Genomic DNA, 21,769 nt, shown 5'->3' with positions numbered 1-21,769 from the left:
ACATGGGGCAATATGTGGACAATTCACGGCGCGATACTGGCGTGAGGATCCTGATGTTGCCGGCAGGGCTTTCGTTAGCCCGTCGCGGATGTTGTGGTATTCCATTCACCGGTGCGGATACAGTGCGCCGCCGCGGTCGCATCCGCCAAGAGCTGTTGCGGATCGGCACTGTCGCTGGCCATGATGACGTGGCCAAGTTTGCGACCCGGTCGCCACTGTTTGCCGTAGAGGTGGATTTTCGCGGCCGGATAACGCTGCCACACAGCAGCGCAAGCATCCTTCACACTGCAGTGCGGGGCAGTGTCCGCACCAAGCACGTTGACCATGCAGGTTGTTTCGTGCGTTTTCGCTGTTGATCCCAGCGGTAAATCAAGGCAGGCCCGCAGATGCTGCTCAAACTGGCTGGTGACACTACCGAATTGGGTGAAGTGGCCGGTGTTGTGCGGCCGCATTGCAAGCTCATTGACACTCACGGTCTCGGCGCCATTATGGTCAAGGAAGGCAAACAATTCCACCGCCATCACACCAGTCACCCCAAGCTGGGTGGCGATTGTTTCGGCAATCTCCACAGCACGTTCAGCAAGCTGCGGGGCAAGGTGTGGTGCCGGAGCGATCGCCGAGTGGCAAATCCCGTCCCGTTGCACAGACTCGATCACCGGCCAAGTCACCATCTCACCACTTGGGCGGCGCGCAATAAGCACCGATAATTCCCGGGTGAGGGTGAGCCGTTCTTCCGCCAACACTTGGTTGCCGTCGGCTAAGAGTTTGCGCACCAGGTCGGTGGCGTCATCCACTGTTGCAGGAAACCACACCCCGTGGCCGTCATAACCGCCCCGGGCTGTTTTGATACACAGACGGCCAGCGACTTGGTTGAAAAACGGGGCTACTTGGGTTGGATCATCGATGATGGTAAACGCCGGAACGGGAAGGTCAAGCTCCGCGAGTTTGCGACGCATCAGCGTTTTATCTTGCGCATATTGCAATGCTTGCGGGCTGGGGTGAATCGTATGACCGGCTGCAATCAGCGCATCCATGACTGCTACAGGCACATGCTCATGATCAAAGGTGACCACGTCGCTGCCAGCGGCCGCAGCCAGCACATCATCGACTTGGCGATAGTCCCCAATAATAGGGTTGGCAACTACTTGCGCCGCGGAAGCGTCCCGACTAGCGGTGAGCAACCGCACCCCGATACCAAGTTCGATCGCCTCAGTTTGCATCATGCGGGCAAGTTGGCCGTCGCCCAAAATGGTCACAATAGGGGTTCCTGGGGGCACGTCAAGCGCCCTATGGGTGGTGGCTGATGGTGCTGATTGCGCTGCATTCACAGGCACTACTATATCGGTCATACACCATTTGGGGGAGTATTCTCTCCACCCCTTGCCCAGTATTACCGCGCCCACCTTCGACAGTCTTGCCGGGGCGAGTTCATCGTTGGGGGTGGCATTGGGTTGTAAAAGCATGCGATATCGGCTGTGCCGGCACGACACTCATACGTCCGATACGCTCATTTTCCCTGTCCACCACCAGCTGCAGCGCACCCCAAGGAAACTGTCGTACCTAAACTTTTCACGGTGTAGTGACCAGCGGTTGCAACTAATACACCCACCGGGATACAGCAGTGATCCGGTCAGTGAGGACAGCAGCCACCTGTTTCGCCTGTGCGACCTGCTCAATAGCGACGGTGCGCCCATCCACACCGAATTGCAGATAGAGAGTCTTTCGCCGCCGGGAGATTTGGCTGACTTCGCGCAGCTGAATCACATCCCGACCCGACACACCCCCATAGTTGTGCAGTATTAACTGATCATCAGTGACCATCAGCCGTCGCCGGCGGGAACGTATCAGCGGAATAATAAACGTGAACAGCACCCCGATCAGCCACAGCACCACGAGCAGATTGTGGGTGTAGGGCGGCACATTGATCAGCGGCGGCTGCCGATCAACTGCGCCGATAGCCATCCAAGCCACCCCGGTAACGACAATAAGTTTGCACACATCGAAGGTGAGCGTGTGTAACGGGGCACACAGATCGACATACACCATCCGCTGCCCGGGAAGACGGCTGATTGCTGTTGCCGACGGCGGTACTGGGGTTCCCGGCGCGCCGGCAGCATAGTGCGGCGGCGGGGTTGGCCGCGGAATCTGCCGGGTTACTTCCCGAGTGGTTGGGTCTTGTCGGTGGTGGGGTGTGGTGCCCGTAGTGGAGCTGTTGGGTGGATAGTCGGCGGGGGTGTATCGGTCGGGTGTGCTGGGCTGCTTCCCGGCCTGTCTTGGAATGATTTGGGGTGATGGTGGAAGGGCGTGGTCGCGGTGGGGTGTTCCGCCTGCTGGCTGGGAGGTGTTGTGGTGGTCGTATTCCGGGAACAGGCCGTCTTCCCAGCGGTGTGCGGGTAAGCGCCGGGGGTGTTCAGGATGGTCTGCGGGGTGATGCATGGTGGTGTTTCTGTGCCCTTGCCAGGTGTAGCTATGGGAATGAATGTGGCCTACCGCGCGGGTGGTGGTGCGTAGTTTTTGTGAGCAGATCTTCGCTGGACGATCTGCAGTGGTGCTGCTGTCTAGCTGCTGTTTTTTTAGTCGAGTTGTGGTGGTCGCGCGGGATGTTTTCGGTAACTATTTGGGGTGCTTTGCGCGCCGCAGATGGCTGACGTCACCGGCGGCGACTGCAGTAGCGGCACCGTGATCGTCGACGACGATCAGCTCCCCGGTGTCGTTAACCCCGGTGGCCATTCCTTCTAGGATTCGCTCCCCCGGGAGGTGGACTCGTACCCGGGTGCCGATAGTTCCGCAGGCGCGCCGATAGTCCCCGAGCAGGGTGGGGTTGGCGTACTGGAATTGTTCACATCGCGCTACAAGATGCTGCAAAATGCCGGCTACCAGCATGGTTCGGTCAACATGCAGTTCGTAGCCGAGTTCGGCGGCAGCAATATCGAGGGAGGTGGCGTGGGCGACCGGAAGTTCGTTGGCGGTGAGTGAGACGTTGAGGCCGAGACCGACGACGATGGCAGGGTGTTGGCCGAGGCTGACTGCTTCGGCGAGGATCCCGCAGACTTTCCGGCCGCCGATGAGGGCATCATTTGGCCATTTCAGTACAGGGATGAGGTTGCCTAACGGGCCGTATTGCGCCGCATCGGGGGCGGTGGTGTCAGGGGCATATATTCCGTTGGCGGGCCCGGTGGTGGGAAGATCATCGCCGGGCAGCCGCGGGGACTGGGTACTCCCCGCAGCTTGACTGCTTGCAGCACTAGTTTCGGCCTTGTCGTGGGCTGTTGGTATTGCCCAATGTCCGCTGGTTGGGGATTGCCCGCCAGGGTCAAGCACCGTGGTGGCGGCAACCATGTCCCGAACAGCGTCGATTACTGCGAGTCCGGCGGCCAGCGGCAGTAGGCCTAGCCGGTGGAGTGCTGATTGTGGTGGACGCAATGCCAGCGACAGGGTGGCTTGACTGTATCGGGGTGCCACCCAGGGACGACCGTGACGTCCTTTGCCGGCTGTTTGATGATCGGTGACGTGGGCAGTCCAGGTGCTCGCGCCACCAGCAAGGGCAGCGGCCAGATCAGTGTTTGTCGACCCCGTTGCGGATGTCACCACCACATCGGCGAGTTTCCCCTTATCGACGGCAAGCTGGCGGAGTCGTGTTGCATCAAGCGGACTGCGGGAAGTCATAGCAGCCCATTGTAGTGCGACGCAGCATTGCATGAAGCATCGAATCCGGTACCGCCCACCTTCCGCCAACGAGGTACCGTACGGCGTGCCACACCACAGCAACCTGCTCTTTACCTTGGTAGGGGCCTTGCCACTGTTGCGCGGCCTGCCACCGAATGTTTCTCCCCATTGCGGTTCCTCCCCCGGATAGTGACAACGCCTGCGAGAATCCGCAGGTGGGTAAGGCGCAAGCACACTGCATCCCGGCAGCAGGCAACAACACCGGAGATCGCCGGCAGATGCACGATTCAGTAAACAGGCTTGCCTGTGCGCACCACACCCACTTGGCGGGAAAACGACAGACGAGTAAATACAATAATGCATTTTCCGGTATGCCAAATTCTGTTCAATACATTCTTGTATGCATAATAATTTGCGCGACACCGCCGACATTTTGCACTACCACAAGCACCTTCGTCCCATTTTTCATACAATTATGTATTCACCCGATACATGCCTGTACGCTGCAGATACGGTGTCGCACTAATGGATGCATCACCGTATAGTTACTGCATATAAACCAGTTTTTATTAAGTGACTTATTTCACATAAGCGAAATGTTGTCGGTTGGAAAAATAGCCCGCTACAGTTCGCTGACATGACACCACCGACACAAACAATGATCGATGTCGCCGCACTTCCGGCAATTGCTACCACGGCAGGCAAGATTGCTGATTTGAAAGCCCGCCGCGCGGAAGCAAACTTCCCGGCAGGCTTGACGGCGGTTGAAAAAGTCCACGCCGCAGGAAAAATGACTGCCCGGGAACGCGTGCTGTTTTTGCTCGACGAAGGCAGCTTTGTGGAAACCGACCAGCTAGTACGGCACCGGACTCAGGCGTTTAACATGTCCACAAACCGGCCGGCCACCGACGGAATTATCACCGGCTGGGGCACCATCGACGGCCGGGAAGTATGCGTGTTCTCCCAGGACGGCACCATTTTCGGGGGCGCCCTTGGGGAGGTGTTTGGCGAGAAAATGACCAAGCTTATGGAGCTTGCCCTCACCACCGGACGTCCCCTTATTGGCCTCTACGAGGGGGCGGGTGCCCGCATCCAAGACGGCGCCGTATCCCTGGACTATATTGCTCAAACCTTCCGCCACAACGTCAACGCCTCCGGGGTGATTCCGCAGATCTCGGTGATTATGGGGCCATGTGCTGGCGGTTCCGCCTATTCCCCAGCACTTACCGACTTCACCGTGATGGTGAATAACACTTCGAAAATGTTCGTCACCGGCCCTGACGTCATCAAAACCGTCACCGGTGAGATCATCAGCCAGGAAGAACTTGGCGGCGCCTCCACCCACATGTCGACAGCTGGCAACAGCCACTACACCGCCGACAGCGAAGAGGAAGCCCTCGAATGGGTGCAAGACCTGCTGGGATTCCTTCCCGCCAACAATCGGCTCATCGCCCCACGGGAGGTATTTGACCCAGAAGACGGCAGCATTGACGACAATCTCACCGCTGACGATCTGCGCCTCGACGGCATTATCCCCGACTCACCACAGGTGCCCTACGATGTGCGGGAAATTATCGAATGCCTTACCGATGACGGCGAATATTTAGAAATCCAAGAAGACCGGGCGCCGAATGTGGTCATTGCTTTTGGACGGGTCGAAGGACAATCCGTAGGTTTCGTCGCCAACCAGCCGATGCACTATGCCGGCTGTCTGGATATTGACTCTTCAGAAAAAGCGGCCCGCTTTGTTCGCTTCTGCGATGCTTTCAACATCCCGATTGTGATGCTGGTCGATGTGCCCGGATTCCTGCCAGGTGCCGGCCAAGAATACGGCGGTATTTTGCGCCGCGGCGCAAAGCTGCTTTACGCCTACGCGGAAGCAACCGTTCCGAAAATTACTGTGATCCTGCGGAAATCCTATGGTGGCGCCTACTGTGTCATGGGGTCGAAAGGATTGGGTGCGGATGTGAATCTCGCCTGGCCGACTGCCCAGATCGCAGTGATGGGCGCCAAGGGTGCAGTTGGGTTTATCCATCGCAAAGCCTTACAGAAAGCCGCCGATCAAGGACACGACACCGAGGCGCTGTTCGCCCAATTCGAGCGGGAATACGAAGATCACATGCTCAACCCGTATCTTGCCGCCGAACGCGGCCTGATCGATGCAGTGATCCTCCCCTGCGAAACCCGCGGACAAATTGCCCGCAATCTACGACTCCTGGCAGATAAAAAGGTTCCGCGCGCTGCCCGCAAACACGGCAATATTCCGCTGTAACCCAGCCTGTGAGGTCTGCAGCGCAACACCACCGCATCCGCACTACCAGGAGCAAATACCTCGGCGGCAGCAAGTGGGTATGTGGCTGTGTTGCCAGCAACGACAGCTCCTCCACTGTGGCGCCACACCCCACATCGTTCCCCTCAAGTAGGGGCGATCGTGGGGTGCGCTATTGAACTTGACAAAGTCCTCTCACGCCCCGTTCGGGGGGTGGACTCCCCCGGTTGTGCGGAATTTTTCCACCTTTTCCCGCAAACCCCATGCACATCCTGCGCGAAAGACCCTAAAATTAGTTTCCATGACGACTGCTGTGAATAATTCTGCCGAGACAGAAAAACCAGACCTGTCGACAACCGCCGGCAAGCTTGCCGATCTGCGGAGTCGCATTCAAGAAACCCTCGCCCCAATGGGTGAAGCATCTGTGCAGCGTGTGCACGATGCGGGCAAGAAAACTGCGCGGGAACGCATCGAGTATCTGCTCGACGACGGTTCCTTCGTCGAAATCGATGCCCTCGCCCGGCACCGTTCGAAGAACTTCGGACTTGATGCCCGCCGCCCCGTCACCGACGGTGTGGTCACCGGCTACGGCACCATCGATGGCCGCAAAGTGTGCGTGTTCTCCCAAGATGGCGCTGTCTTTGGCGGCGCACTTGGTGAAGTGTACGGCGAGAAAATCGTCAAGATCATGGATCTGGCACTGAAAACCGGTGTTCCGCTGATTGGTATCAATGAAGGTGCCGGCGCCCGCATCCAAGAGGGTGTGGTGTCCCTTGGTCTGTACTCGCAAATCTTCTACCGCAACACCCTCGCATCCGGGGTGATCCCACAGATCTCCCTGATCATGGGCGCTTGTGCTGGTGGACACGTCTACTCCCCTGCACTCACTGACTTCATCATCATGGTCGACAAGACCTCGAAGATGTTCATCACCGGCCCTGATGTGATTAAGACTGTCACTGGTGAAGACGTCACCCAGGAAGAACTTGGTGGCGCATCCACCCACATGAGCCTGTCGGGTACTTCGCATTACACGGCAAGCGATGATGCCGATGCACTTGACTGGGTTCGTGATCTGATCGGCTTCCTGCCGCAGAACAACCGGGCGGAAGCCCCTCGGATGGAAGCCGACATCATGGAAGGCTCCATTCAGGACAACATCACCGAATCTGATCTGGAACTCGATACGATCATCCCCGATTCCCCGAACCTGCCGTATGACATGCACGAAGTCATCAACCGGCTGGTGGACGACGGCGAATTCTTCGAGATTCAAGAAGGCTACGCGGAAAATATCATCATCGGCTTTGGCCGTATTGAGGGTCGCTCGGTTGGCTTCGTCGCCAACCAGCCGATGCAGTTTGCTGGCTGTTTGGACATCCGTGCCTCGGAAAAGGCTGCCCGCTTTATCCGCACCTGTGACTGCTTCAACATTCCTATTGTTGAACTGGTGGACGTGCCTGGCTTCCTGCCTGGTACCAGCCAAGAATATGACGGCATTATCCGGCGTGGCGCGAAGCTGCTGTTTGCTTACTCTGAAGCGACAGTCGGCAAGATCACCGTTATCACCCGGAAGTCTTATGGTGGCGCCTACTGCGTGATGGGCTCGAAGGATATGGGTGCTGACATTTGCTTGGCATGGCCAACCGCACAGATTGCTGTGATGGGTGCCGCTGGTGCTGTCGGGTTCATCTACCGCAAGCAAATCAAGGAAGCTGCGATGCAGGGCAAAGACCCGGCAGAGGTGCTGGCGGAATACCAGAAGGAATACGAAGAAACCCTCGTCAATCCATATATGGCTGCCGAACGCGGCTATGTGGATGCGGTTATTCCACCTTCAGAGACCCGTGGCCAGATTATCGAAGGCCTGCGGCTGCTCGACCGCAAGGTGGTCAATGTACCGGCCAAGAAGCACGGCAACATTCCGCTGTAATGCTTCGCTCGGTGTGAAACGCCTATTGAACGAGGCACAACACTGCGATCCCCGCATATCGGCGAGAGCCCCACGCTGTGGTGTTTTCCGGAGATAGCTACTGGCTATCTGCTGGTATGCGGGGGCAGTACAGCGACACTGTTCACGCCTGCTCTTTTTGAAGTTTCTTCCTCATATGTTTTCTAGAAAGCTGCAAGGACTCTTTTATGTCTGACACGACCGCCACCCCGGAGGCCACGAAGCCTGCGCCTCCACTGCTCACTGTGGTTTCCGGTAACCCTGACGACACGCAGGTCGCGGCATTGACTGTTTTGTTTGCTTCGCTGGCAGCCTCTGCAGCGCAAGCCGAACAAGATAATCGAGAACGCAACATGTGGGGCAACTTCTCTGAAAAGCACCACAGCAATATTGCCTACAACCCGTCTGCGTTTAGGAATGTCGAGTTTTACTAGTCGTCATTCTCACCGCTGCGTGAGCAGGGAAGATCGCCCCGATACGCTGACCGGCTCGTCGTATTTCCTGGGATGAGTCGCTAAGTTGCTCATGCAACCAGCCAAAATCCCCGCAACCTCGCCAAACAACGCGCTAGTGATGCGGCAGCGGTTTGGCTGCAGGTTCACTTCCGGTCGGGGGGCTACTATCCCCTGCTGGCAGCAGGCAGGGGAGGTTGCGCGCAACACAACTGAATTCACACCACCTTGGCAGGATGCCTGCACCTTATTGCAGCAGGCTCCCATATCGCTTGGCTATTAAGACACAGCATTCGTCCGCGTTTTCTATTGACGCATCACAGCCCACACAAGCGGTAGCCGAGGTGGTGTTCGTATTTCCCACCGGGTCTGCCCCAAAACCAGGATCCGCATTCCTCGGGTGCCCGTCCCCGACACTCCCTCACGCGGGCGACTCGGTTCGCCCGCCCACGCGGAGCTGCACCACAGCACCTAACGAGAAGCGACTAGACTAGGGTGCTGTGCGACTCGTTTTAGCTTCAACATCTCCCTCGCGGAAAGCACTATTGGAATCCGCCGGGGCAAACCCAGTCATCGTCCCGCCCCAGGTTGATGAGGATGCGCTGCTGGCTACCCTTTCCGACCTTCTTCCGGCACAAGTCGTCGAAGCGTTAGCGGAGGCGAAACTTGCAAGTGTTGCTGACGACTATCCAGATGATGTGGTCATCGCCTGCGACTCTATGCTGCTTATAGACGGCGAACTGCAAGGCAAACCCCTCACCTACGAGGAGACCGTCAAGCGCTGGCAATTCCAGCGGGGAAGAAAAGCAGACCTGCTCAGTGGCCATTGCATCCGCACACCGGATGGAACCACGAAGACATTCACTTCACGCACCCAGATCCACTTTGGTCAGGTGAGCGATGCCGATATTAAACGCTACGCTGCCTCTGGGGAGCCGTTAAACAGTGCTGGGGCGTTCACCCTAGAGGCCATGGGTGGCTGGTTTATTGACCAGATTATCGGCGATTATGCAGGGGCTCTTGGTCTTTCCCTGCAGCTGATTCGGCAGGCGCTCTACGCGGCGGGATATTCAGTGGCTGATTTCCTTCCGCCAGCAACACCGGACAAATAGCCGCTACACCGTTCGCACACCCGAATAATCCCGAACCAGCGGGTTGTGTCAGAAACTTTGCACACCTGCTGCCCCCCTCCTGCCGATGTGGCTTGCCGGGAGACATACCAGTGCCGCGTTAGGCACCATGACACGGGTAAGTGATTGCTAGGATAATTGCTATGCAGCAGCTGTTAACGATTATTGCCGGTCTCATGACCGCATTCGGGCTGCTTATTAATCTGGTTTCCACTGTGCCGGCACTGTTTCCCCTCCGGGAAACGGTGCACGCGCCGTTGGCTACCCCGAGCCCTTTGTGGCCTATGATCGTTGCTCCCGGTGATGGTTCAGTGATTGTCAATGGCCTCACCTTGAACTTGTCTATGGCACAGGCGCGGGCGATTGCACTGAACTTCCCCATTGAGGGCGAGCGTATCCTCGACGAAACAGGGCGGGTACTCACCCGCTTTGAATACCGGCAGGCCTACTACTATTTCGATGGTGACGTCCTGTGCCGCATTCGGCTGCCGCGCACCCCGGAGGGGATCTCGACAGAATCGACTTTTGTCGAAGCGACGAATACCTACGGCTCGCCGGTGCACGCCTACAAGTCCGGCAATGGTCGCTACTACGCCGCATTTACCGCAGCAAGCATCTACAACACTGCCTGGATTGTGGAGTTCGACTACAGCAGCGGCGCGATCACTAGCTTGTGGCAGGCGAATAATCTCAACGACTATTTAGACGATGCAGCAAAAGCGAAGCAGGCCAAAGCCATCGAGCAGGCTTTACACCTTCACCGTTAGTAACCACACACAGCAACTGTGCACATCCCCATTTGCCAGCCGCACAGCTGGGCAACGCCAGGCAGTTGAAAGTACTGCTTTGTGTTTGCAGCAAGCAGCAACGACAAGCAATATTCCCGTGGTTTGTGTGGTTTCCCGTGCGCACCGACGGTATTGCCTGTCCCTCCCATCGCAGTACACCCTCGTTTCCTTCAGCACGGTTGTTTGCCGCAGTCTACGAGGGTGTAACTGGTGAGGTGAAGTTGTGAAGCTGCTGACCAGATGGTGGCTGACGCTACGGTTACCTGTCAGCAGCAGATCATGCCGGCCTGGCAGATTTTTTTATGCGCCGTGCTTGGTTTCCACCCGCTTGATGGCTTCTTCAGCCACCAGCTGCTGGATTCCCATGTCGAGTTCAGAGGTGAACCCGACGCAAGAGCAGTTGATTTCGCCAAGCACATAGGTGTCGCCACCGTCTGGTGCATCGTCAAGCATGAAGTCAGCAGTCCAGATCAGCGGAATGTTGTCGCCGCCGAGCTTCTCAGCGATGACCGGACGTGCTTCGGCGAACATGTCCACGAGATCCTGCCATGCCTCTGGCTTGTCGTAGGTGTACTGTGCACCGGAGAACAGGGTTGCCGAGAAGTTGTCGCCGCCGGCGGCAGGCTTCTTGTGTACCACGAACACTGGGTGCGGGCCGACGAGCAGAATACGGATTTCACCTTCGACGATGCGTGGCATAAAGCGCATGTCGACGAGCATGCCGTTGTCGCCCACAATGTACTGATCACAGAAGTCCATGAATTCGCCGAGCTTACGGATCTCGGTGTGGTTATCGACTGCCTCGGTGCATTTCAGTTCGGTATCGAGCGGCAGTTCGGTACCTGGTTCCACGGAGGCAGCCAGTTCCTTGTCAACGAGCTGGACGCGCCAAATACCGGAGCCGGTGGAGCCACGGTTCTGCTTGAGCACACGCTCACCGTAGGAGATGGACTTCGGGAAGGTCTTGTGGAAGTCTTCCACCTCATAGTAGGCGTAGGTGTCTTCCGGAACGAGATCGGTGGAAGCGAGCTTCACCAGTGCATCTTTCGCACCGTAGGACATCATCTCGTCGGGGCGGGACATACCGACCAGACCACCTTCGTCGCTGAGCTTGGTCAGCAGCTCAAAGTAGCCCTTTTCACCACCGGGAATGTTGCCCGGGTTAACCCGCGAGATGTAGGCGTCAAAGTTTTGCGAAACATACTCGTAGAGGGCTTCGCTCCACTCGGGGCGATAGTAGACGACCTCCGCATGCCAGCCCTTGTCTTTGATGGCGTTGACGATTGGCATGGTGTCTTTGCGGTGGCCGTCGAAATACTTGTCACTGCCGCCTTCGACCTCGAAAACTACGATGGCTTTCTTCATTCGGTGGTGCTCCTTGGTATTGGATTGTCGATTTTTTCGTGTGCATCTCATGCACCAGGTGCCACCACAATCGGAACAGCAATAGCATCTGCCAACGCATATCCTGTCGCGGGCTAGCACCTTTACGTCTTCGGTGTGACCAGAGCTCTGACACGGCTTGGATGGCAGATCCCGGTTGGTCACCCACAACTAGGCTAAGTGATCTCTTCGCCTGTTCCATTGGTTAGTGGCGAAAGTAACACCATTACACCCGATATGGGGGTAACTGCACATCGAGGAAAACCCAGTTAAAACACCGTTGCCGCAGGTCAAGAACAACGAAACGAACTCACCGCGCACATCGCCACGATTTCGACTATCGAGCGGCAGGCGATCACTACCAGGTCGAACAACGGTGGGTTCGACATCAACCATCCCACCCCTAACGGGGGCAATCGCCAACTACTGCAATACCCAATGCCTATCAGTGCTGGTAAGTCAGCATCGCTTGACCACGAATCTTTTCAACCCCAGGCAAGCCATCGCAGCACACACTTTCACCCCCTTTACCCATCTGCTGCAGGTTCCCCGCCCCAACCACCTTGTTGCGACCAGGCGAGCCCGCTTACTGCCGCGCAGCCGCTGTTTACTCAGCAAAGTGAACAGCCACACCGTTGCCCTGCCCCAGGCGGACCTAGACCCTACAGCCCATCTCACCTTCGCGAGCCGCGGGATTGCTTCACACTTGACGGAATCAGATTGCCAACTACCTGCACCTGCGCCGATGTGTGACGATGGACTTAGCACCCCCTCACCGGGGGTAAGTGAACTGCTATGCGCCCAGGAAGTAGTGTGATCCGTGCGGCATAAGGCGCACGGCTATGGCGCAATAAACTAACCTGGGGTCGCTGTGCCTATCACCCCACCCAATTCACATCGTGGCGTGTTTCACAGGCAATTGAACGTTTGCAGAAAGAACCCTATGCCTATCCCCTTTGATCCACATCCGACATTTGCGGAATACGCCCATCCAGAACGCCTGGTCAGCGCAGCATGGCTGTCCGCTCGACTGGGCACTCCTGGATTAAAGGTCATCGAATCAGATGCTGACGCACTACTGTATGACATCGGGCATATCCCAGGCGCTATGCGCATCGATTGGCGAACAGAGCTCAACGATCCGGTGACTCGCGATTTTATCGATGGCGCCGCATTCGCCGAGCTGATGATGCGACGCGGCATCAGCCCCGACGACACCGTAGTGGTTTATGGGGATCGCACCAACTGGTGGGCGGCGTTTACCGTCTGGATTTTCCAACTGTTCGGCCACCGCGACGTGCGACTGCTGGACGGCGGCCGGGATGCTTGGATGGCGGAAGAACGGGACACCTCATATGTTGTTCCGGAATTCCCCCGCTCCGAATATCCAGTGCCGGAACGCGACGACCACACCCACCGTATCTTCGTCGATGAACTGCGAAATAATTTGGGCGAGTTTTCGCTCGTCGATACGCGTTCCCCGGAGGAATATGCCGGCGATCCCGCCGCTGATCTTGCTCACACCGACGGCTTGATTACGATGCGCCATGGCCATATTCCGCAGGCCGGCAACGTCCCAACCCAGTTGGTCACCCATCCCAATGGCCGTTTCCGTTCCCGCGCAGAACTGGAAAAGCTGTACAGCCCACTGTTAGAGGATTCCAAGCCCCCAGTGGTGTACTGCCGCTACGGTGAACGTTCCTCGATGACCTGGTTTGTACTAACCCACTTGCTCGGCCGCGAAGATGTCCGCAACTATGACGGTGCATGGGCTGAGTGGGGCAATATGGTGCGCATGCCGATCGATGTCGAACAATAATCTCCCCCTTCACACCCCCTCTTGGACGTAGTTCAAGAGGGGGTGTGATCGGCCACAATGACACCCCTCCCACCCGATACACCCCCGTATCGGACACAAAAATTTCTTTTTACCGCCATTCCTGCACGGCACTGTGCCAAAATAGTTGAGGAACATGTGCGCAAAACTCCTGGTTGGCTCGCACCCCTCGCATAGTGCGAATGGGGGTAACGGCTGGTATTGCTTCACCGCAGCGATTTGCCAATTGCCCACCAGTAGGTTCCCTGCCCACCTACACTAAATTGCACAACTCACCGCAACAGCACGCTGGTAGCTGCTTCAGTGCTGGATCCCCAGCGCACCGGTTGAGCCGGTACCCCGCCGCAGTGGCGGGTTTGGCTCAACTCGGCAGTTGGCTATCACCGTTGCCATTCCTAGCAGGTGAGCGGCGTGGTTTTTTGTTCATGTAAAAACCAAACGAAGAAGTTCACAACCTCGAGGAGGGGTCGTTCGTGACCGTCGAAACCAAAACAATTAGCAAGGTACTGGTCGCCAACCGCGGCGAAATTGCGGTTCGCGTGATCCGTGCCGCAAAGGATGCGGGCATTGCCTCGGTGGCGGTGTATGCCGAACCGGATAAGGACGCACCGTTTGTTGCGATGGCTGATGAGGCGTTTGCCTTAGGTGGCCAGAATTCGGCCGAATCCTACCTGGTATTCGACAAAATTCTTGATGCAGCAAAGAAGTCTGGTGCTGACGCGATTCACCCCGGCTATGGTTTCCTCTCCGAGAACGCGGACTTTGCACAGGCTGTGATCGATGCTGGCCTGATTTGGATTGGCCCATCACCGCAGTCAATTCGTGATCTTGGCGACAAAGTGACCGCCCGTCACATCGCGTTGCGTGCTGAAGCACCGATGGCTCCAGGTACGAAGGAGCCGGTGAAAGACGCCGACGAAGTGGTGGCCTTCGCGAAAGAGCACGGTCTGCCGATTGCTATTAAGGCAGCCTTTGGTGGCGGTGGCCGCGGCATGAAGGTCGCCCACTCCATGGATGAGGTAAAGGATCTGTACGAATCCGCTACCCGTGAAGCGGTTGCCGCGTTCGGTCGTGGTGAATGCTTCGTGGAACGCTATCTTGACAAGGCCCGCCACGTCGAGTGCCAGGTTGTCGCAGATATGCACGGCAATGTGGTGGTCGCGGGTACCCGCGACTGCTCGTTGCAGCGTCGTTTCCAGAAGCTTGTCGAGGAAGCACCAGCCCCATACCTCACCGATGAACAGCGCACTAAGCTGCACGAGTCGGCCAAGCGGATCTGCCGCGAAGCTGGCTACTATGGTGCCGGCACCGTGGAATATATGGTTTCCGACGACGGGCTGATCTCCTTCCTCGAAGTGAATACTCGTCTGCAGGTGGAGCACCCGGTGACGGAAGTCACCACCGGACTTGATCTGGTGCGTGAACAGTTCCGCATCGCAGAGGGTCGCCCACTGCATATCAAGGAGGATCCGAAGCCACGCGGCCACGCGTTCGAATTCCGTATCAACGGTGAAGATGCCGGCTCGAACTTCATGCCAGCACCAGGCACCATCACCAAGTATGTCGAACCGTCCGGCCCGGGTGTTCGCATGGACTCTGGTGTGAAGGAAGGCTCGGTCATCGGCGGCCAGTTCGACTCGATGCTCGCCAAGCTTATTGTCTTTGGTGAAACCCGTGAAGAAGCCCTCCAGCGGGCAAAGCGGGCACTGGATGAATACATCGTCGAAGGCATGCCAACCGCTATCCCATTCCACCGCCATATTGTGGAAAACCCGGCCTTCGTCGGTGACGAAAACGGCTTCTCGGTGTACACCAAGTGGATTGAAGAAGAGTGGGAAAACCCAATTCCTGCCTACGTTGATCCGAACGAGGACGAGGAAGCCGAAGAAGCCACCCCGTCGCAGAAGGTTGTCGTCGAAATCGATGGTCGTCGCGTCGAGGTTGCACTGCCAGGCGATCTTGCACTCGGTGGTGGCGGCGCAGGTGGCGCAAAGAAGAAGTCCCGCAAGAAGCGGGGCGGGGCGAAGAAAGCCGTCTCCGGTGACGCAGTTGCCGCACCGATGCAGGGCACCATCATCAAGGTGAACGTGGAAGAAGGCCAGGAAGTCAACGAAGGTGACACCGTGGTCGTGCTGGAAGCAATGAAGATGGAAAACCCGGTGAAGGCACACAAGTCCGGTACGGTCACTGATTTGGCGGCAACCGCCGGCGACGGTGTGAACAAGGGTGCTGTCCTCATGGAGATCAAGTAGCACCTCTGACCGGCCACCCGCGCCACGCGCTGGGGGCACACCGCTCCAGGCTTCACCTGTGGAGATGCCTAATAGTGGCGAGTGCGCCGATTCATGGTGGCCATCACAACTGAACAATATTGCAACACTGCCCCACAGTCCTCTGGTCAACACCTCACGGACTGCGGGGCAGTGTCCTTGTTGCACCGGCGCCACTGATACTGATAGCTCACTATCCCGCAAGCGCTACCCAATAACCCCATGTCACAATCAATTTTGGAAGGGTTGTACAGCACCCCGGTGAGCGAGCAAGGTGCTTGTTCACAGGGCAGCGACAGCAATAATGTTTCTCTGCTGTACCCCCGCGGGCTGATGGTAGAGTCAAGATATGACGCCCCAAAGTAATCATGAATTACGAATTTGCGATGAAGACCGGCAAAAAGCGTTGGAATGTTTGCAAGAACTCCAACTTGCGGGCTACTTAACGCTCGACGAGTATGACGAACGCACCTCGGCTGCATGGCAGGCAACCACCCGCGGTGAAATCAGCCGCTTGTTTACCGATATCCCCCGGCAGGCGTTTTCCACCAAGGCGGTGGCGAAACGGGACTCTTCTAGCCCGGTGCAGGCCGCAACTGGGACAGCCACCTTCCCTACTGTGATCCGTTCCAATGCTTCCGGGGGTGCAAAGCGCCTTGGGATCTGTCTTATTGGCACCATTGGACTTATCACTATTGGCGGTCTGAATTTTCCAGGTGCCAGCCTGGCCATTTTACTGATTCCAATCTTGTGGATTATGTTCTATATCTTAAAAATTGGACCGGCCTCGTGGTATCAGAAACCACCTGGACTACTGGAACGCGGTCAACAACAGCTCAATCAGCTTATCCAGCCACGTGACGCGTTTGATCCTTTCAACACTGGTGGCCACCGAATGTAACCCGGCTAGGTCTGCGGATGCATCAGACGCCTCATGCTGCTGAAACTGCGATTATTGATCAGCTGTTGTAAACCTGCCAACCGGCTGCGGGGCACTTCAGGCCAGCGCTGAATAGCGCAACGTTTGCGCTGTAGAAGGTATCAATCACAGCAATTGGCCTGCGTTCAATGGCGGGGTTTTCTAGAATTGGTGGTTATGGAACCTGCAGAACTCAATGGGGGACGGTTTTACCTACGTCCGCTGCACGATGATGATCGAATCGACGATCGCCCACTGCTGACTACGTTGTTGGGGGGCGATCAACACCATGCGGTGCGCCAGGCGACCGAGGATTGGCACACCGGTAGCCGCCTGACCTGGGCGGTGTGTGAGCAGACGTGGATCGACATGGCAGCATTGGTTGTTGCTGAAGAACAGGCCGATGGCAGCTATAAAGTGTGCGGCTATCCGGTTGGTGATCCCACCGCACTTGTGCCTAATCCAGACGATCTGGAGCGAAAAACTTATCAGGATGCTGCCGACGAAGGGAAAGCCACCGTGTTGCGGTGGATCACCGGATATCTGCAACGCGCCGCAGTTGACGGCCAAACTGGATAACCCCACGTTGCCTGGGTGACGTGCTTCGCCGCAGCAGCGTTTGGGGCTTTGCTTCACTTGTTTCGTTGCTGCATCGCTTCACCGCTTGATGGTTGAAAGGTTGGCGTTGCTGAACAAACCTTGGTGCCCTGGCTTGGTAGCCGGGTCGTGGAAAGCCTCATCGGCAATAATGTCACCGATACGACGAGGCGATCCGTAAGGCTTGTACTACCTACTAAGAGATATCAGAAGTGCCGCATTGCTCAGCTTGCTACTTTTGGCGATCCCCTCATCAGGTCGGTGAGCAGGGACAGACGAGGGGTAGCAGTTGTTCCACCGAGGTCGGTGAACTGATAAATCGGTGGCGTGTGAGTTAGTAAACATGTTGGTGAAAGGTGGGGGTTATGGCTAAGCATCAGCCCACTGGTGCGGCTGGACGGTTGGGTAGGTCGTTTTCGCAAGGGCTGCAGCGGATGGTTCGCAGCCATGCGCCGATCATCGCCGCTATTGATCAGGGCACAACCTCCACCAGGTGCATGCTCTTTCACCGCAGTGGTGAAGTAGCAGCTATCTCCCAGATGGAACATGCCCAGCTCATGCCGAAAGCCGGCTGGGTGGAACATGATCCTTTAGAGATTTGGGCGAATACGAAGCGGGTCATGGCTGATGCGCTGGCGCAAACCGATTTCGGGGCAGGTGATATCGCCGCCCTGGGCATCACTAACCAGCGGGAAACCACGGTGGTGTGGGATGCCACCACCGGGGAGCCAATCCATCCGGCGATTGTGTGGCAAGATACACGCACTGCGGAACGGATCACCGATTTCGACAGTGCCATGTTTGCGCACACCGGTTTGCCAGTGTCCCCCTATTTTTCCGGGCCGAAGATGAGCTGGATTCTTGATTCGGTGCCGGGTGCACGGCTGCGGGCGCAACGCGGTGAACTGTTAGCGGGAACGATCGACAGCTGGCTGGTGTGGAAACTCACCCGCGGCAAGCATCATGTCACCGATGTGACGAATGCATCCCGCACCATGCTGATGGATTTGGCGAGCTTATCGTGGGATTCGACATTGACCGCAGCAGTGGGTGTTCCAGATGCAATGCTGCCGACGATTGTGCCGTCGGTGGGAATCATTGGGGAAGTCACGGTGGAAGGCCCGTTTCGTGGTGTACCGATTGCCGGTATTTTGGGCGATCAGCAGGCTGCCACTTTTGGGCAGGCGTGTCTGCGCCCGGGGGAGGCGAAAAACACCTATGGCACCGGCAATTTTTTGCTGCTGAACACCGGTGAGTCGATTCAGCATTCCCGGCATGGGCTAATCACCACGGTGTGTTATCAGGTGGCCGGCAAACCGGCAGTGTATGCCCTGGAAGGGTCGATTGCGGTGACTGGTTCCCTCGTGCAGTGGCTGCGAGATAATCTGGGGATTATTGATTCCGCCGCAGAGATCGAAGCGCTTGCTCGCAGTGTTCCCGATTCGGGCGGGATGGTGATTGTACCGGCGTTTTCTGGATTGTTGGCACCGTATTGGCGACCTGATGCGCGTGGAATTATCGCCGGTCTCACCCGCTTTCATGGTAAGGCACATATTGCCCGGGCGGCACTGGAGGCGGTGGCGTTTCAAACCCGGGAGGTGGTTGCGGCGATGAATCAGGATGCGGGGGTGGAATTGCAGGCGCTCAAGGTTGATGGTGGCATGGTGGGCAATAGTTTGCTGATGCAGTTCCAAGCCGATCAGTTGCAGTGCCCGGTGATTGTGCCGCAGGTAACGGAAACCACCGCACTAGGTGCGGCCTATGCGGCGGGTTTGGGGGTTGGGGTATATGCCGATCTCGCGGAGATCCGCGGTTTGTGGCGGGCAGCAACAACCTATTATCCACAGGATGCACCCGATCGGGATAGTGCGTTTGCACGCTGGTCGAAGGGGGTTGCACGAAGTTTCGACTGGGTGGAGCAGGGACGTTCCGCGGAGCCGTAGCGGGGCACTGGTTTGGGCTTACGTCCGTCCTATCTGCCACAGCGAGCACGCCGCGAAATCACCACTTGGGAGCACAGTGTGAACATCTCACAACGATCAGGAAAAATTGGCCGGAAACCGGTGTTTGATGACGAATCTTTAGGGGTTGCTGCCCTGGAGATTGGTTTGCAGCAGGTGACCGTTGCAGCGGTTGCGAAACATATTGGGGTGCGGTCGTCTGCACTGTATCGGCTGGTTTCTAGTAAGGATGATCTGGTGTTGCTCGCCATTGAGCAGATTGCCCGGACGATTGTGCCGGTGCCCGATGAGGGAACCTGGCAGGATGTGCTGCGCCGTTTCGCCGCACAGACTTGGCGACTGTGCGAAACCTATCCCGGATTTAATGAGGCGTTGGTGAATATTCCGGGGGCATTCGCCGCTTTTGATACGAACGCCGCCTATCTTGCGAATCTACTGACGAAACGTGGAATCTCAGCAGCGCAGGCAGGGTTTGCAACCGATTTGGTGGGTGATATGGTGCTCGGCACGCACCGGTGGAAGCAGGGGTTGGAACGGTCTTGGGCCGCGGCGGAAACGGGGCGGGCACGGACCCGGCTAGTGGCACAAGGCCATCAGCCGGCTCGCCAATTACCGCCGGAGGTGGTGGATGGAACGTTTTTGCAGCGGAAGGTTGATTTCCTCATCACGTCACTGGAACATCACTGGCCGGAATTGCCGTCGCTGGCGGCGTTTTGTGCCGATCGGCTTCCTCCGGAGCTTCGCCAGGATCCGCTGCGTTTTCGAAAACCGTCACAGCCTTCCGACGAGCAGTAGTCTTCGTTATCGCTGCAGCCGTAGTCTTCGTCATCGCTACAGCAGTAGTCTTCGTTAGCGCTACAGCCTGCCAGACCCAGGCGAAGATGCCAGGTTGCCAGCAGTGCTGCTTCGAATAATGATCTGGCCGGATTCAGCGGCATGCACGTCTGGGATTGGCCGTGAGGTTTGCGTCACTGGTGACGACACCGGTTGCTAGCCCTATCGCGGTGTTGCATCCCACTGCACAGGCTGTTCGGCGGGGAGCTGGCTCACACACCCCACGACGGGTACCTGTCTGCTCATCGCGCCTCAGCGGGATGGTGGCACGCCGCTGATACCATGCGCCTTAACGTTTGCGGCAGGCTCATATGATGTGTCGCCCTGGTGCCGCGGCAGCGGCGATGCACGCTGTACCCGGCGGCGGAACCTGACGAGCTAGGTCAGCCGAGGATTAATGGCCAGCTCTGCAGCACACTGCTCATGGATGGTTTGTACCACTGTTGATGGATCCGCATCATTGAACACAGTGATGCCACATTCGTCATCGCGCAACGGTTCCAAGGTTGCTAATTGGCTCGATAGCAGCGACACCGGCATAAAGTGCCCCATGCGCTGACTCATGCGTTCCCGCACCGTATCTTTATGCAATTCCAGATGGATAAACACCACATTGCCGGGGGCTTGCCGCAGCTGTTCCCGATAGGCGTGTTTCAGCGCCGAACAGGCGACGACTACCTGCTGCTGTTGGGCTGTTGATGCGGCCAAATAGTCAACAATGCTGGCCAGCCACGGCCAGCGGTCTTGGTCAGTCAGCGGAATACCGGCAGACATTTTGGCAATGTTGGCGCGCGGATGAAAATCGTCGCCGTCAACAAATATTCCATTGATTGAGTCGGCGAAGGCTTGTCCGATGGTGGATTTACCGCACCCGGAGATCCCCATGCACACATAGTGGGTGGGTTGCTGGGAATAGGCAAGCGACAAATGTCCTCGCCGTGGCTGAGTCACAGTCACGGGAATCGACGCCTCCTTCCCGAGTTGGGGATGCGCGATCATAGGGTTACGCAACGCTCAAGCACGATATGACATGTCGTGGGTGTGGTTCCCTACTCCTGCATCCGCGGTTGCGGTAACCGGATCCTTCCCCGCCACCAACAAATGTTGCTAGTGACGGATATTTTTGGTGAAGATTTACTGTTGGCCCAACAGGCTGCGCGCAATAGCATACCGTGGCGCCAAGAAATACCTTGGTCGATAGCTTCGTAGCTGCGGGAATAATACATCCCCACCGATGATGCCACAAGGAATATCTTGGCTTGAACCAACGAGTTGGTGAACCTATATCAGGATGCCAGTGCCCTACTGCAGCTGCCCGCAGCACTCATGCTGTAAGTTGCAAGGTTGGAACCTGACGGACGGGAACTGCCGTGTTGCCTCATACTAACCTTGCAGGCTGCAGCGGCCGATGAACCATCACCCAAGAATGTCCACAATTGAGGATACCAGCCTTTGTCCACATTGGTAATATCAAAGCTCGCACCAGCGCCCCTGTTTCCACCCCCACCGGCGTTTGCACAGGTCAAAACGTCATACCTTTCTTGGAATAATCGTCAATGATCGCACCGATAAGGTAATCTCCTGTTGAGCACAGATTCTGCGCTGCAGCACAGCAGCAGACTCGCGCGCAACCGTCAACACGTGAGGCACCACTGCGACTCGCCACGAAGATTCCCAGTGCGATAGCTGCCCCCAATGTACATTCCTGCGAG

Annotated in this window: 16 protein-coding genes; 11 read left to right on the top strand and 5 right to left on the bottom strand. The window is 57.1% G+C overall.

Features of this window, described 5'->3' with window-relative positions:
- Positions 1-74 precede the first annotated feature (74 nt).
- The 3 genes from CCHOA_RS02180 to CCHOA_RS02170 all read right to left on the bottom strand — a co-directional run bounded on the left by CCHOA_RS02180 (position 75) and on the right by CCHOA_RS02170 (position 3,666).
- On the bottom strand, positions 75-1,328 hold the full coding sequence (locus CCHOA_RS02180) for a 5-(carboxyamino)imidazole ribonucleotide synthase (protein ID WP_245992172.1): 1,254 nt from the start codon (positions 1,326-1,328) through the stop codon (positions 75-77).
- Positions 1,329-1,596: 268 nt separating this feature from the next.
- Positions 1,597-2,436, bottom strand: a complete 840-nt coding sequence (locus CCHOA_RS02175) for a hypothetical protein (RefSeq protein WP_123926273.1) — start codon at positions 2,434-2,436, stop codon at positions 1,597-1,599.
- Positions 2,437-2,613: 177 nt separating this feature from the next.
- The gene (locus CCHOA_RS02170; protein WP_164472351.1) at positions 2,614-3,666 is read right to left on the bottom strand and encodes a biotin--[acetyl-CoA-carboxylase] ligase; all 1,053 of its coding nucleotides are present in this window, start codon (positions 3,664-3,666) and stop codon (positions 2,614-2,616) included.
- A gap of 637 nt (positions 3,667-4,303) precedes the next feature.
- Here CCHOA_RS02170 and CCHOA_RS02165 point away from each other — a divergent pair.
- The 5 genes from CCHOA_RS02165 to CCHOA_RS02145 all read left to right on the top strand — a co-directional run bounded on the left by CCHOA_RS02165 (position 4,304) and on the right by CCHOA_RS02145 (position 10,235).
- Positions 4,304-5,938 carry an acyl-CoA carboxylase subunit beta gene (locus CCHOA_RS02165; protein ID WP_123926266.1) on the top strand — a complete coding sequence of 545 codons (1,635 nt, stop codon included), beginning with the start codon at positions 4,304-4,306 and terminating at the stop codon, positions 5,936-5,938.
- Between the two features lie 298 nt (positions 5,939-6,236).
- Positions 6,237-7,868, top strand: a complete 1,632-nt coding sequence (locus tag CCHOA_RS02160) for an acyl-CoA carboxylase subunit beta (protein ID WP_123926263.1) — start codon at positions 6,237-6,239, stop codon at positions 7,866-7,868.
- A gap of 206 nt (positions 7,869-8,074) precedes the next feature.
- Positions 8,075-8,320 (top strand): acyl-CoA carboxylase subunit epsilon, encoded by a 246-nt coding sequence (locus CCHOA_RS02155; protein ID WP_123926260.1) that lies wholly within the window; start codon positions 8,075-8,077, stop codon positions 8,318-8,320.
- 518 nt (positions 8,321-8,838) lie between these two features.
- Complete coding sequence (locus CCHOA_RS02150; RefSeq protein WP_123926257.1) at positions 8,839-9,450, top strand: Maf family protein; 612 nt, start codon at positions 8,839-8,841, stop codon at positions 9,448-9,450.
- A 161-nt stretch (positions 9,451-9,611) separates the two neighbouring features.
- Positions 9,612-10,235: a hypothetical protein gene (locus CCHOA_RS02145; protein ID WP_123926254.1), complete on the top strand. Its 624-nt coding sequence runs from the start codon at positions 9,612-9,614 to the stop codon at positions 10,233-10,235.
- A gap of 321 nt (positions 10,236-10,556) precedes the next feature.
- Here CCHOA_RS02145 and CCHOA_RS02140 read toward each other — a convergent pair whose 3' ends face one another.
- On the bottom strand, positions 10,557-11,621 hold the full coding sequence (locus tag CCHOA_RS02140) for a Cj0069 family protein (RefSeq protein WP_123926252.1): 1,065 nt from the start codon (positions 11,619-11,621) through the stop codon (positions 10,557-10,559).
- A 961-nt stretch (positions 11,622-12,582) separates the two neighbouring features.
- On the opposite strand from CCHOA_RS02140, the gene CCHOA_RS02135 reads away from it, so the two are divergent.
- From CCHOA_RS02135 to CCHOA_RS02110, 6 genes are all read left to right on the top strand, one after another.
- Positions 12,583-13,458, top strand: coding sequence for a sulfurtransferase (locus CCHOA_RS02135; RefSeq protein WP_123926249.1), 876 nt, complete (start codon positions 12,583-12,585; stop codon positions 13,456-13,458).
- A 491-nt stretch (positions 13,459-13,949) separates the two neighbouring features.
- A complete protein-coding gene (locus tag CCHOA_RS02130; RefSeq protein WP_123926246.1) occupies positions 13,950-15,728 on the top strand; it encodes an acetyl/propionyl/methylcrotonyl-CoA carboxylase subunit alpha in 1,779 nt (592 codons plus the stop codon).
- Between the two features lie 367 nt (positions 15,729-16,095).
- Positions 16,096-16,647, top strand: coding sequence for a DUF1707 SHOCT-like domain-containing protein (locus tag CCHOA_RS02125; RefSeq protein WP_123926243.1), 552 nt, complete (start codon positions 16,096-16,098; stop codon positions 16,645-16,647).
- 195 nt (positions 16,648-16,842) lie between these two features.
- Entirely contained in the window at positions 16,843-17,244 is a 402-nt protein-coding gene (locus CCHOA_RS02120) for a hypothetical protein (protein WP_123926240.1), read from the top strand.
- 452 nt (positions 17,245-17,696) lie between these two features.
- Positions 17,697-19,205 carry a glycerol kinase GlpK gene (gene glpK / locus CCHOA_RS02115; protein WP_123930655.1) on the top strand — a complete coding sequence of 503 codons (1,509 nt, stop codon included), beginning with the start codon at positions 17,697-17,699 and terminating at the stop codon, positions 19,203-19,205.
- Positions 19,206-19,283: 78 nt separating this feature from the next.
- The gene (locus tag CCHOA_RS02110; protein WP_164472350.1) at positions 19,284-20,018 is read left to right on the top strand and encodes a TetR/AcrR family transcriptional regulator; all 735 of its coding nucleotides are present in this window, start codon (positions 19,284-19,286) and stop codon (positions 20,016-20,018) included.
- Between the two features lie 417 nt (positions 20,019-20,435).
- On the opposite strand, the gene CCHOA_RS02105 is transcribed toward CCHOA_RS02110, so the two are convergent.
- The gene (locus tag CCHOA_RS02105; RefSeq protein ID WP_245992171.1) at positions 20,436-21,014 is read right to left on the bottom strand and encodes a gluconokinase; all 579 of its coding nucleotides are present in this window, start codon (positions 21,012-21,014) and stop codon (positions 20,436-20,438) included.
- Positions 21,015-21,769 lie beyond the last annotated feature (755 nt).

It is taken from the genome of Corynebacterium choanae (assembly GCF_003813965.1).
In the GTDB taxonomy this organism is placed as follows: Bacteria; Actinomycetota; Actinomycetes; order Mycobacteriales; family Mycobacteriaceae; genus Corynebacterium; species Corynebacterium choanae.
Note: the sequence above shows the minus strand (reverse complement) of the source record. Positions and strands in the feature narration are given on the sequence as shown.

What these genes read in the sequence shown, in the direction of transcription:
- CCHOA_RS02175 (WP_123926273.1), bottom strand. Translation starts at nt 2,436, where the DNA reads ATGCATCACCCCGCAGACCATCCTGAACACCCCCGGCGCTTACCCGCA.
- CCHOA_RS02170 (WP_164472351.1), bottom strand. Translation starts at nt 3,666, where the DNA reads ATGACTTCCCGCAGTCCGCTTGATGCAACACGACTCCGCCAGCTTGCC.
- CCHOA_RS02165 (WP_123926266.1), top strand. Translation starts at nt 4,304, where the DNA reads ATGACACCACCGACACAAACAATGATCGATGTCGCCGCACTTCCGGCA.
- CCHOA_RS02160 (WP_123926263.1), top strand. Translation starts at nt 6,237, where the DNA reads ATGACGACTGCTGTGAATAATTCTGCCGAGACAGAAAAACCAGACCTG.
- CCHOA_RS02155 (WP_123926260.1), top strand. Translation starts at nt 8,075, where the DNA reads ATGTCTGACACGACCGCCACCCCGGAGGCCACGAAGCCTGCGCCTCCA.
- CCHOA_RS02145 (WP_123926254.1), top strand. Translation starts at nt 9,612, where the DNA reads ATGCAGCAGCTGTTAACGATTATTGCCGGTCTCATGACCGCATTCGGG.
- CCHOA_RS02140 (WP_123926252.1), bottom strand. Translation starts at nt 11,621, where the DNA reads ATGAAGAAAGCCATCGTAGTTTTCGAGGTCGAAGGCGGCAGTGACAAG.
- CCHOA_RS02135 (WP_123926249.1), top strand. Translation starts at nt 12,583, where the DNA reads ATGCCTATCCCCTTTGATCCACATCCGACATTTGCGGAATACGCCCAT.
- CCHOA_RS02125 (WP_123926243.1), top strand. Translation starts at nt 16,096, where the DNA reads ATGACGCCCCAAAGTAATCATGAATTACGAATTTGCGATGAAGACCGG.
- CCHOA_RS02120 (WP_123926240.1), top strand. Translation starts at nt 16,843, where the DNA reads ATGGAACCTGCAGAACTCAATGGGGGACGGTTTTACCTACGTCCGCTG.
- glpK (WP_123930655.1), top strand. Translation starts at nt 17,697, where the DNA reads ATGGTTCGCAGCCATGCGCCGATCATCGCCGCTATTGATCAGGGCACA.